General features: G+C 63.8%; 10 protein-coding genes and 1 pseudogene. 1 reads left to right on the top strand and 10 read right to left on the bottom strand.

Features of this window, described 5'->3' with window-relative positions; translation table 11 throughout:
• Positions 1–8: 8 nt before the first annotated feature.
• From QRN63_RS28075 to QRN63_RS28050, 6 genes are all read right to left on the bottom strand, one after another.
• Entirely contained in the window at positions 9–764 is a 756-nt protein-coding gene (locus QRN63_RS28075) for an SDR family NAD(P)-dependent oxidoreductase (RefSeq protein WP_285034298.1), read from the bottom strand.
• A 114-nt stretch (positions 765–878) separates the two neighbouring features.
• A complete protein-coding gene (locus tag QRN63_RS28070) occupies positions 879–3,464 on the bottom strand; it encodes a flavin-containing monooxygenase (protein ID WP_285034296.1) in 2,586 nt (861 codons plus the stop codon).
• Positions 3,465–3,904: 440 nt separating this feature from the next.
• Positions 3,905–5,053 carry an acyl-CoA dehydrogenase family protein gene (locus QRN63_RS28065; protein ID WP_285034294.1) on the bottom strand — a complete coding sequence of 383 codons (1,149 nt, stop codon included), beginning with the start codon at positions 5,051–5,053 and terminating at the stop codon, positions 3,905–3,907.
• Between the two features lie 41 nt (positions 5,054–5,094).
• Positions 5,095–5,571, bottom strand: coding sequence for a MaoC family dehydratase (locus QRN63_RS28060; protein WP_285034292.1), 477 nt, complete (start codon positions 5,569–5,571; stop codon positions 5,095–5,097).
• Positions 5,572–5,613: 42 nt separating this feature from the next.
• Complete coding sequence (locus QRN63_RS28055) at positions 5,614–6,507, bottom strand: amidohydrolase family protein (protein ID WP_285034290.1); 894 nt, start codon at positions 6,505–6,507, stop codon at positions 5,614–5,616.
• A gap of 5 nt (positions 6,508–6,512) precedes the next feature.
• Positions 6,513–7,427: an SDR family oxidoreductase gene (locus QRN63_RS28050; protein ID WP_285034288.1), complete on the bottom strand. Its 915-nt coding sequence runs from the start codon at positions 7,425–7,427 to the stop codon at positions 6,513–6,515.
• A 289-nt stretch (positions 7,428–7,716) separates the two neighbouring features.
• Here QRN63_RS28050 and QRN63_RS28045 point away from each other — a divergent pair.
• Positions 7,717–8,487 (top strand): annotated as a pseudogene (locus QRN63_RS28045) (PaaX family transcriptional regulator); the annotation flags it as partial.
• Here the strand turns inward: QRN63_RS28045 and QRN63_RS29705 are convergent.
• The 4 genes from QRN63_RS29705 to QRN63_RS28030 form a co-directional block, all read right to left on the bottom strand.
• Positions 8,413–8,781 (bottom strand): alpha/beta fold hydrolase, encoded by a 369-nt coding sequence (locus QRN63_RS29705; protein ID WP_350224479.1) that lies wholly within the window; start codon positions 8,779–8,781, stop codon positions 8,413–8,415. The pseudogene QRN63_RS28045 and the gene QRN63_RS29705 sit on opposite strands and share 75 nt — an antisense overlap.
• 99 nt (positions 8,782–8,880) lie before the next feature.
• Complete coding sequence (locus QRN63_RS28040; protein WP_285034284.1) at positions 8,881–9,537, bottom strand: TetR/AcrR family transcriptional regulator; 657 nt, start codon at positions 9,535–9,537, stop codon at positions 8,881–8,883.
• 11 nt (positions 9,538–9,548) lie between these two features.
• The gene (locus QRN63_RS28035) at positions 9,549–9,800 is read right to left on the bottom strand and encodes a DUF3500 domain-containing protein (protein WP_285034282.1); all 252 of its coding nucleotides are present in this window, start codon (positions 9,798–9,800) and stop codon (positions 9,549–9,551) included.
• 14 nt (positions 9,801–9,814) lie between these two features.
• Positions 9,815–11,638 (bottom strand): AMP-binding protein, encoded by a 1,824-nt coding sequence (locus QRN63_RS28030; RefSeq protein ID WP_285034280.1) that lies wholly within the window; start codon positions 11,636–11,638, stop codon positions 9,815–9,817.
• Between the last annotated feature and the right edge of the window lie 8 nt (positions 11,639–11,646).

Here is an 11,646-nt window from a genome sequence, read left to right as displayed (position 1 = left end):
ACGGATCGCTAGACACGCCGCAGGTTCATGCCTCCGTCGACCACGGTGGCCGTGCCATTGACGAAGGATGCGGTGTCTGAGGCCAGATAGGTTGCCAGGCCGGCAATGTCGGCCGGTGCGGCCATGCCGCCCTGACCTTGGGTCACCATCTGCTCGAACGGCAGACCGGTGATGTCCGCGAAGACGTCATTGGTGCGCGCCACCATCTCGGTGTTGACGAAGCCTGGACAGATGGCGTTGGCACGCACCCCGTGGTCACGCAGCTCCAGCGCCATGGCCTCGGTGAGCCTGATCAATGCGGCCTTGGTCGCCGAGTAGATGCCCAGTAAGGGAAAGGCCACCACGCCGCTGATCGAGGCGATGTTGATGATGGCACCGCCGCCATCGATGAGCGCCGGCACGGCATGCTTGTAAACAAGCCAAGGTCCGCGCACGTTGATCGACACCAAGCGGTCGAAGTCCGCCTCGCTGGTCTCGTGCAGCGGGGCGAGCGTCTCCACACCGGCGTTGTTCACGAGCACGTCGAGTCCGCCGAGGGACTCCGTCGTCGCCTGCACTGCCGCGGCGACACTGTCGGCTGAGCTCACGTCGCATGCGACACCGATCGCGCCACGGCCGATCTCTTTCGCTGCAGCCTCGGCGCCCTCGATATCAGCGATGGCGACGACCGCACCGGCCTCAGTGAAGGCCTCGGCGATCGCGCGACCGATCCCGCGGTGTCCGCCAGTTATCAGCGCTCGCTTGCCGTGGAGGGAACTGCTCATGTCAGTGCATCTTCTTTCTGTTCGTGTCAAGTGTGGACAGCATGAATCAGGTTGTGATCGTCGGTATTTCGTGGTGATGGCCGGTCGCTGCGCCGTCCCGGCCACCACCACTACTCAGCCGACGACGCTGGCCTCGGCTTGCCGAGCCAGCAGCGGGACAAGGAATTCCGCCATCGCGTCGTGGATCTCCCCAGCCCGCGGCACCGCCCCTGACACGGACAACGTGGTGTGGAACAGGCGTGGGAGGCGTCGGCATTGCGTCGGCACCCCAGCGGCCAGCAACGCGGCCGCGTAGTCCTCGGCTTCGTCCCGAGTCGGGTCGATCTCCATGGTCACGATCAGAGTCGGCGGCAACCCCGACAGGTCCTCGGCCCGGATCGGCGCCGCCCACGGCGAGGTGGCGTTCGCGGGGTCACCCAGATACATGGTCCACATGCATTCCCCGACTTCGGCCGAGATCATCGGTCCCGCAGCGAACTGCTTGCGAGAGTCGTTGTCGGCCAACGGGTCTACGGGTGGCGTCACCAGAATCTGGGCCCGCAGCGTGGGACCGCCCTCGTCTCGGGCGCGTAGTGCGGTCACCGCCGCAAGGTTCGCCCCTGCGCTCTCGCCGCCGATTGCAATACGGTCGGGGTCTCCGCCGAACTCGCTTGCATGCTCACCCGCCCACCGCAGCGCGGCGAGGACGTCATTTGGAGCTGCGGGGAAAGGATGTTCGGGTGCCAGCCGGTAGTCCGGTGACACCACGACCGCGCCGACCCGTTTAGCCAGGACCGCGCACGGCTCGTCGAACGCGTTGAGGCTTCCGCCGATCCAACCACCGCCGTGTGCGAACACGATGACGGGCAGCGGGCCGGTTAGACCTTCGGGCCGGTACAGCCGCACTGGGCGCTGTCCCTCCTCTGTGGGATAGGACACCTCGGTAATGGAGATGCCGGCCGGTAGCGGAAGCTGCAAGGCCTTGAAGGACTCCAGGCTGAAACGTGCTTCCTCCAGGGAACACTGCTCGAGGGGTTTCATGCCCATATTCATCATTCCCGCGAGCAGGAAGACTTCGCTGCCGTCGAGACTGACCAGTGTCGAAACCGGCCTTTCGTGCCCATCGAAGGCGAATCCGCTGAAGTCGTGTGCCGCCACCTCGGCGACGATCGCGCGGAACATCGGGGCGCCGGTGAACAGCGACAACGGGGTTCGCGCTTTGCCCGGGATGTTGTCGCCCATGTACCACGTGGTCGCGGTGGGAAATAGTGTCACGTCGGCGACTTCACAGACCAGCTCGTTGTAGCGGGTCTCGGCCTCGTCGGTCACTTCTGCCGTTCGGTACCCGCGCTCCCGCATCGTCGTGATGAGGTCTGCAATGAAGTCGACGCTCTCTTCGATGGCAATGGGATTGTTGAACAAGGCAGCGGGACCTTGCGGACCGTTGATGTGAAAGAGGTTCGGAAACCCGTGGGTGGCCGTGCCGATATAGGCCCGTTGGCCGTGCGCCCAGTGATCGGTCAGTTGCTTGCCTTCGCGGCCGATGACACCCATCCGCTTCAAGGCTCCCGCGCCCACATCGAATCCGGTGGCCAAGATGATGACGTCGAATTCGTATTCCTGCTCGGTGGTGGCGATACCTTTTTCCGTGATGCGAACGATTGGTGTCGTGCGCGCATCGACGAGGTGTACGTGGGGTTCGTTGAATGCCTCGAAGTACTTGGTTTCGAACGTCGCCCGCTTGACTCCGTAGGGGTGATCGGTCGGGCACAGCAGTTCGGCGACCTCGGGGTCGGTCACACGCTCACGGATGCGGCTTCGGATGTAGTCGGCCACCGTTCGATTCGCTTCGGGATTGGTGATCAGGTCGTAGTAGGTGGAGGCAAGCATGCGGAAACCGCCGCCGTTGTAGAACTGGTCGTAGACCGCGCGTTGTTGTTCTGGCGTGTGGGCCGCCGCTGGAAGCACCGCGCGCGGATATGCCGCGCCCGCGATGCTGTTGAGCGCCTCCTGACGAATCCGTGGGTAGTCCGCCACCGTGGCGTCGAATTCGTCATCGGACAACGGCGCGTTCCCCAGGGGGCAGGCGAAGTTGGGGGTCCGCTGGAAGACCGTCAGTTGGCCGACCTCACTGGCGATGGTCTGGATGACCTGGATGCCCGTAGACCCCGTGCCGATCACGGCGACGCGTTTGCCAGCCAGCTCGATGCCCTGTTGGGGCCAGCTGCTGGTGTGCACCACCGTGCCGTCGAAGTCGCTCTGTCCGGGGAAGTCGTTGGGCTTCGTCACTCCGAATGCACCCGCTCCGTTGAGGAAGAACCGTGCGGTCGTGGTGGCCCCGTCGTCGGTGCCGACGCGCCACCGCTCGGTGTCCTCGTCCCATACCACCGAGGTAACCCGGGTGTTGAAGCGGTAGCTGCGTCGGAGGTCAAATCGGTCGGCGACGTGTTCGAGGTATCGCTTGATCTCGGGCTGAGAGGCGAAACGCTCCGTCCAGCGCCACTCGCGCTGCAGATCCTCGTCGAATGAGTACGAGTAGAAGATGCTCTCGAAATCGCAGCGCGCTCCGGGGTAGGTGTTCCAGTGCCACACCCCGCCGGCACTGGGTGCAGCTTCGAAGGCCTGCACGGAGAGCTTCAACCCGTTACGGAGTCGGTGGGTCGCATAGAGACCCGAGAAACCAGCTCCAACGATTACGACGTCAACGTCATTGGTGTCCATGTCTTCATCGTGAAGAAGAGTGATCCGTCACACATCCGGCGTACTACCCGTACCCATACCTGTGCCTATACCTGTTCTTTCTCCCGGACGTGCCATATCAGAGCGGAGGTGCCCAGCCGGTAGTGGACACGTGTCCCTCGACTCCCGACACCGAGTGCTTCAGGACAGGGGATGCAGCTGGTCGCAAGTGTCGTGGTCGATAAGCGTTGTGTTGCAGCATTTTTCATCTCCGCAGCGACGGCGCACCCGCGAGGCGTCCCGCGCTGTGATGGCGGGCCAGATCCCGTCCAGCTGACCAGGCCGGACTAGTAGTGTGCGCGTGAGCAATGCTCCGAAGGTGGAGCTTTCGTGGCCGCACGCTCTGCGGGTGCTCGTGGTGTTCCGCGCCCGTCACCGCCGCCGGAGGCTGCGGTCAGTAACCGAGACGAGTTGCGGCGACCTTACGTCGTAAGAGCACGCGCGATGATTTCCTTCATGATCTCGGTGGTGCCGGCGTAGATGGTCGATGCGCGAGCATCGAGGAAGTCCCGAGCGACGCTGTACTCCGACATGTAACCGTAGCCGCCGTAGAGTTGGAGACACCGAGTGACCACGCGCTGTTGGAGTTCGGTTGTCCACCACTTCGCCATCGCGGCGTCTACCGGACCCAGGTCATCCTCGACGAGGGCGGACACGCAACGGTCAACGAAAACCCTGGCGATCGTGACTTCGGTCGACAACTCCGCGAGAGTGAACCGGTTCGCCTGAAAGTCTGAGATCGCTCGACCGAACGCGGTCCGCTCGGAGGTGTAATCGAGGGCCGCCTGCAGCGTGCGTTCCATTGATGCGACAGCGGTCGCCGCAACGCTCATCCGCTCGAGCGGAAGGTTGCGCATGAGATACGAGAATCCGGCGCCCTCCTCCCCAAGTAAGTTCGCCACGGGCACGCGCACGCCGTCGAAGAACAGTTCTGCGGTGTCTTGCGCCTTCAGCCCGATCTTCTCCAGCTTGCTGCCGCGCGTGAAGCCCGGCATACCCCGCTCGAGCACCAAAAGGCTGACGCCCCGGCTTCCTTTCTCGGGGTCGGTGGATACGGCTGTTATGATCACATCGGCGTTGATCCCGTTGCTGATGAACGTCTTTGCGCCGTTGACGACGTAGTGATCGCCATTGCGACGAGCGGTGGTGCGGATCATCTTGAGATCACTTCCCGCGGCTGGTTCTGTCATCGCGATCGCCGAGATCGTCTCGCCGGCGCACAGCGGCGGCAGCCACCGGGCCTTCTGCTCGGCCGTGCACAGCGAGTTCAGATACGGGGCAACGAGATCGTTGAAACCGTTGATGTTCATCACGAGCGCTGCCGCACCGATCCGGCACAGCTCCTCATTAATGATCAAGTTGTATCGGAAGTCCCGAACACCACCTCCGCCGAATCGCTCGTTGACCTCGATACCGAGCAGGCCGAGCTCGCCGGCGCGAGCGTAGAACTGTCGATCCACGAGGCCGGCGTGTTCCCATTGGTGCAGCCGAGGTTCCACCTCGGCCGACACGAACTTCCGCACCGTCGAACGGAATTCGTCGTGCTCGGTGTCGAAGATGTGCCGCTTCACGTGTGGCTGTCCTTAAACTCGATTCGGCTCACTGCGTCCTCTCATTCGAAGAAGCGGTACACCGCTTCGGCGACCACGGCGGGTCTATCGGTGCCCTCGATCTCGATGCGCCCGGCAACGGTCACTTGCACGCCGCCCTTCGGGAGCTGCTCGAGCGCTTTGAGCTCGCACACCAGTCGAATTCGGCTTCCCGCGGGGACCGGGCTGGTGAATCTGACCTTATTGAGCCCGTAGTTGATGGCCGTGGTGACGCTGTCGACGACGAGCACCTGGGCCCAGAGCGGAATGATGAGGGCCAGCGTGAGATATCCGTGCGCCACGGGTCCTCCGAAGGGACTTTCCCTTGTGGCACGGTCGACATCGACGTGGATCCACTGGTGGTCGTCGGTGGCGTCGGCGAAGGTGTTGATTCTGTTCTGATCGACGGTGAACCAGGCGCTGGTGCCGAGGGGTTGTCCGGCCAACGGTTCTAGATCGGCGAGCGTGGCGACTCGAGTGGTGGTGGGCGTTTCCGGCATTGTGATTTCCCTTGTGTGTTGTGTTGGTCGGTTCGGGGTGGCTCAGTGAGCCAGGCCCAGCACGTCGAGGGCATTGGTCTTGAACAGCAGCGGCGCGACCTCGGGTTTGATGTCGATTTCGGCGAAATCGTTGAGCCAGCGGTCGACTGCGATCACCGGTGTGTCGGAGCCGAAGAGCGCCTTGTGCCTCAACGGTCCGTTGACGGCGCGCACCAGTTGCGGCGGAAAGTATTTGGGTGACCAGCCGGACAGATCGATGTACACGTTCGCCTTATGGGTGGCGATGGAGATCTGCGAGTCGACCCAAGGCACCGCCGGATGCGCCATGACGATCGTCAGTGTCGGGAAGTCGGCCGCGACATCGTCGATCAGCATGGGATCGGATAGGCGCAGTTTGATTCCGTGGCCGCCCGGCATGCCGGCGCCGATGCCGGTCTGGCCGGTGTGGAACAGGGCCGGCACCCCCGCGTCGGCGAGGACCTCGTAGAGCGGATAGAAACGAGTGTCGTTCGGTGCGAAGTTCTGCATGCTCGGATGGAACTTGAATCCGCGCACTCCGTAGTCGCCGATGAGCATCCGAGCCCGTTTCACGGCAGCTTTGCCTTGCAGGGGGTCAACCGAACCGAAGGGGATCAGGATGTCGTTGTGGCGCGCGGCGCCTTCTGCGATCTCTTCGACGGAGTTCGGGCGATGGCCGCTTCCGGACGTGGCGTCGACGGTGAATACGACGGCAGCGATGTTGCGTGAGCGGTAGTAGTCGGCCACGTCGTCGACTGTCGGGCTCTGATTGTCACCGGGTTTGAAGTACTTCTTCGCTGCGGCGCGCGTCTCGTCGTCCATGCTGTGGTGGCCACAGCCATCCAGCTGTACGTGGGCGTGGATGTCGATGGCACGGACTGCGTCGAGGTCGACGCCGAATTCGTATCGAACGGGCATGCGCGTCATGGCCTCGCCGTCACTCCTGCAGGGAATTCCTCGCCGACCGATTCGGCGGAAGCCGCGAGTTTCTCGCGCCAGCGCGTGACCACGTCGTCGGCGCTGAATCCGCCGCGATTGAATTCGGTCGCGGTGAGCTGCGGGTGCGACCACAACGCGAGACGGTCGCCTCCGATCGAGAATGCCTGTCCGGTGATGTCGGCGGCCGCGTCGGATGCGAGGAAGGCGATGAGGCCGGCCACATCCTCCGGAGTTCCCATGCCGACGTCCCGTCGGATGACATCCGGCAGCGTGCCTGTACGTTTCGACTCCTCGATGAACGGAGTGAACAGGGGCACCGTCTCGGTCATCGCGGTTACGGCGACCGGACATACCGCGTTGGCGGTGATGCCGGCGCGCGTGAGCTCGAGCGCCCAGGTGCGGACCATGCCGACGATGCCCGCCTTGGCGGCCGCATAGTTGGTCTGGCCGAAGTTGCCCCGTTGGCCTGCGGGCGAACCGATCGCGATGATGCGTCCGCCTTGGCCCTGCTCGCGGAAGCGCTGCACCGCCGCACGCGCGCTGGTGAATGTCCCGCGCAGGTGGACGTCGATCACCGCGTCGAAGTCGTCGTCCGTCATCTTCCACAGCACCTTGTCGCGCAGGATGCCGGCGTTGGTGACGAATACGTCCAGCCGGCCGTACGCTTCCACGGCCGCGGACACCAGCAGATCGGCGGTCGTGGTAGGGCCGACGGGTCCTGCAATCGCGGTCGCGCGACCACCACCGGCCGTGATCTCGGCGGCGGCGGCGTTCGCAGTGTCCTGATCGATGTCGTTGACGACCACCGCTGCGCCGTGCTGAGCGAGTTCCTTGGCGTAGGCCAGACCGAGTCCGCGACCGCCTCCCGTGACGATTGCTACTTTATTGTCGAGAATCATTGTGCTCCAGAGGGTTTGATGAGTTGCAACAAGATGTGGAGTGCGACATCGGCGAGCGGAACATCGATGGAGCCGAACTCCGCCGCACGGATCACACGCGCTCCCGAGGCTGAGGCGGGACCGCTCGACCATGAACCGATCACGGGGAAGCGGACTTCCTAAATCTAGAACGGTTTAGTGTCGCCCGTCAAGATAACGTTTAATAAATGCGGGTTAGGCTTTCCGCGCTCGCTACGAAGTCGCAAGAAGCGCACAGAGTGCCAGACCGGTTGAAGAGGAAGGGGCGCCGATGTCGTCAGCGCGTACGACGCCGACGCGGCTGTTGCTCGCCTTTCTCGGTGCGTTCGTTCTCGATAGGCCTGGACGGGAATACATTCACGCCCGCGTGATCATCGACGTCCTCGGGTCATTGGCCATCAACGAGGGCGCTGCCCGAGTAACGCTGAATCGAATGGTCAACAACGGGCTACTTGACCGCAGCAAGGCCGGCCGGACGATGTCATACGGATTGACCGAGCACGCCATCGACGAACTGCGCAGAGGTCGCCAAAGGGTCACTGCGCCAGACCCTTTCAACAAGGCGGCGAAAGGGGAGTGGACGCTACTCAGCTATTCGGTGCCCGAGTCGCGGCGCGATCTGCGACATCGCCTGAGGTCGCAGCTGCAGTGGTCCGGATTCGGCCGAATCCGCGACGGCCTCTGGATCGCCCCCGGCGCAGTCGACGTAGACCCCGTGCTTGAGATGCTGGCAGTCGACGGTACGGTCGCGTTCGCATTCGCCGGGCGCCCCGTCGATGAGGGGATGTCCAAAGCCGTGGTCGCGGAGGCCTGGAATCTCGCGGCGTTGCGCGAACACCACGATACATTCATCGCGAGATGGTCTGACTCAACAGCAGGCCCGAAAGATCCCTTGGCTGCGCACACCGCCATGGTCGCTGACTGGCTTGAACTGCTGCGGAACGATCCGGGACTGCCCGCCGATCTCCTACCGTCGAACTGGCCGGCCCCGAGAAGCTCCGCCGTGTACCGCGCAGCGGCCGAACATCAATTTCGCCATGCCGATCGCCAACTCGACGCCATGATCGAAAAGGCGTTGAGGCACAAGTGAGTCGGAGTGAGACGAGGTGTGGCAGGCGGCGAATGTCTGGACAGCGGCGGCGAGGTCGGCGATGGTGAACGGCGACGTCGGTGCCGGACTGCGTCCGTGGCCGGACAGGTCGTATCCGATGACCCGGTAGTGGTGGGTTAATCGTGATGCGGTGGTTGACCACAGCGCAGTAACCGACGTTCCCAGCGACGGGCCGCAGACGATGAGCGGGGCGCCGTGGGGCCCGCCGAAGTCGATGCTGCCCAAGGTCGGGATGTCATCGCGCCGCCTCGAGGTGGCCCTCGGCCCGTGCGAGGGCGGTGCCGATCATGTGAACTCGGTTGGAATGTCGTCTCGGCGAACGCCCTAGTCGTTTACACCGGGCCGTCTGTTGAGACTGGGCAGCAGCACGGTATCCACGAGATGTTGCACCATGCGCCGCGACGGCGCTCGGCCCGTGAGGATCGTCTTGTAGATGAGGTAACCAGGGAGCAGGTCCCAGAGTTCTTCGTTGACGGTCCCTCTTACCTCGCCGCGGTCGACTGCGCGGGCGTGCACCCGTTCGATCGATTCCCTTGGCTGGTCGAGGAATTGCTGCCGCACGAGGTCAGCGAGGTTGGCGTTGCGCGGGAGCTTGACGAGAATGGCGCGCAGGGCGCCGGCGTGGGCGTCGACGTGTATGCGGATGGCTTCGCCGATCTGCAGTAGGTCGCCGCGCAGCGTTCCGGTGTCGGTGTCGACGACAGGCTGCCGCGTGCCCTCGACGAATGCGGCCGCTACCAGTTCGGCCTTGGTCGGCCAGCGTCGGTACAACGTGGACTTGCTAGCCCGTGCGGTGGTCGCCACCGAGTCCACCGACAGCCGGTCGTAGCCGTGTTCTTCGAGCAATTCCAGTGTGATCGAGAGGAGTTCGGATTCGCGCGGCGACCACGGAGAATCCGCGCAGTTGCTCGTACCGCACACGGAGACCTCCGCCTGCGACCGCCGGCCGCGTTCCGAGCTGCGCGCTGTGTGGGCGGTCATCGATCTGACTATCACCGAACTTGCTCCAGGAGATGCCCGGCCCCGGTCGAGCGGCGAATGCTGTCGGCTCCGCAGTAGTTGCCGTCGGGAGGCCTGAATGCGGTGTGGATGTAGAGGCGTCCAGGTTCCACGTTGGTCTGGAGGATGCCGGAGTGATGATCGAATTCGACAAGCAAGACCGAACTCTGGATGAGGAAGTCGCCGGTCGCGCCGTCCTCGGAACCGCCAATCCACATGGCGTCGTCGGCGTGTGTTGCGTCCAAAGCCGATTTCACCGTCAGCGCGTGGGCTTCGTGGTCGCGAATCGGTCCCGCGACCGACTGCCGCAGATGATGCGCGCCGAGGGTTCGGAGGCGACGAGTTCGGTCACGAGGTGTGCCCGGTGCTTGCGGACCAGTCGTTGGTTGATGTAACCCTTGTCGGTTGTTTCGCCAAGGTCGATGTCGGGTGGCTCAGACATGACGAGCAGGCGCCGCACGACTTGTGAGGAACCGCCTCCGGCGTCGGCCAGTCCGTCGAGGGCCGCCGAGAGTTCGGCGCGCAGACCGGTGTCGGGCGTGCCGTCCACCGACATCCGGTGGGCGTGGCTGGGGTGAATCCAAACCATCGCGGCGACGAATTCGCCGCCCTCGCCGCAAATTACGGCGTCTTGGATCAAGCCCTTCATCGCCGAGATGAGGTCAGTCCGAACCAGTCCGACGGTGACGAACGTTCCAGTGGAGAGTTTGAAGTTCTCCGAAATACGCCCTGAGAAGATCAGTCCCTTGTTCAGGTCAGTCGGGTCTGCCAGCGTCACCGCATCATCAGTGCACAAGTAGCCGTCTCGATCGAATAGTGACTCATCGAGATCGGGCCGCCCGTAATAGCCCGGTGTGACGTTGGGCCCGCGCAGCCGCACCTCGTACTTGTCCTCGGCCGGAACCAGTTTCAGCGTCACCCCGGGCAGCGGAACACCGATCGTGTCACTGCGGGTCATCGCGAAGTGCGCCGATGTGGCGGCCGGCGCTGTCTCGGTCATTCCCCACGAGGTGGTGGGGTGCATCGCTGAGCCGTACCGGTCGGCGAGCACACGGAGCCGATCAAGAAGCTCTTGGGGCAGCGCCGCGCCGGCGAACACCGCCAACCGCAGCCGCGAGAAGAACCGTTCAGCCAGCGCGGAATCGGCTTCCAGGTGGGGCAACAGTGCCGAATACCCGGCAGGCACATTGAAGTACAGCGTCGGGGACACCTCGGCGAGGTTGGCGATGGTCCGGCCGATCAGCTGTGGTGCTGGACGGCCGTCATCGATCCAAAGGCTCCCGCCGTTGACGATCACCATGTTGACGTTGTGATTGCCGCCGAAGGTGTGACTCCACGGCAGCCAGTCGAGGATCACGGGCGGATCCTCCTGTACGAACGGCCAGACGTGACGCATCTGCTGCTGGTTGGCTGCGAGCATGCCGTGGGTGTTGATCACTCCCTTCGGCATACCGGTGGATCCGGACGTGAACATGATCTTGGCGATCGTGTCGTCGTGGATGCTCGTTGTCTCCGCGGCTAGCGGCATCGTGGGCGCCGACTCGATCTCGGCGAGCGATGTCAGACCCGCCGCGGTGCCCGCGGCGGTTAGCGCCAGTCCGACCTCGTCGACGACGGGCAGAATGCGGGCATAGTCGTCGTTCTCGGCGAAGACAGCCGCTGGATCGGTTGCTGCGATGATGTGGCGCAACTTGGCGAAATCCGTGCTCTGCAGTGAATAGGCTGCACTGACCGGCACGATCGGGCTGCCTACCGCGTATCCGGCCAGAGTGACCAACAGGTGGGCAATGCTGTTGTGGGACACGATGACTATCGGCTTACCGGCGACGCCGCGGTCGAGCAGACCCTGGCTGATGCGCGCTACGCGTTCGCCGGCCTCGCCCCATGTCATCTTCGACCAGCCGTGTTGGCTGCGCTCGGCGACCAGCAGGCGGTCGGGGTGTTGCGGGCAACGGGCGAAGAACGTTCTCAGCACATTTGGCTTGGCTCCCTCGTCGAGTGGTTGACGGCAGGTGAGTAACAGAGACCCGTCGGGCAGGTATTCGGCTGAGACATCGGGGGCGGCGAAGGGTGCGGTAGTCATCTAGATCA

Origin of the sequence: Mycolicibacterium sp. lyk4-40-TYG-92 (genome assembly GCF_030209435.1) — a bacterium.
Taxonomy (GTDB): Bacteria; Actinomycetota; Actinomycetes; order Mycobacteriales; family Mycobacteriaceae; genus Mycobacterium.
The sequence above is the reverse complement of the archived record's forward strand: the minus strand, read 5'-3'. Positions and strand labels throughout refer to the sequence as shown.

What these genes read in the sequence shown, in the direction of transcription:
- QRN63_RS28075 (WP_285034298.1), bottom strand. Translation starts at nt 764, where the DNA reads ATGAGCAGTTCCCTCCACGGCAAGCGAGCGCTGATAACTGGCGGACAC.
- QRN63_RS28070 (WP_285034296.1), bottom strand. Translation starts at nt 3,464, where the DNA reads ATGGACACCAATGACGTTGACGTCGTAATCGTTGGAGCTGGTTTCTCG.
- QRN63_RS28060 (WP_285034292.1), bottom strand. Translation starts at nt 5,571, where the DNA reads ATGCCGGAAACGCCCACCACCACTCGAGTCGCCACGCTCGCCGATCTA.
- QRN63_RS28055 (WP_285034290.1), bottom strand. Translation starts at nt 6,507, where the DNA reads ATGCCCGTTCGATACGAATTCGGCGTCGACCTCGACGCAGTCCGTGCC.
- QRN63_RS28050 (WP_285034288.1), bottom strand. Translation starts at nt 7,427, where the DNA reads ATGATTCTCGACAATAAAGTAGCAATCGTCACGGGAGGCGGTCGCGGA.
- QRN63_RS28040 (WP_285034284.1), bottom strand. Translation starts at nt 9,537, where the DNA reads ATGACCGCCCACACAGCGCGCAGCTCGGAACGCGGCCGGCGGTCGCAG.
- QRN63_RS28030 (WP_285034280.1), bottom strand. Translation starts at nt 11,638, where the DNA reads ATGACTACCGCACCCTTCGCCGCCCCCGATGTCTCAGCCGAATACCTG.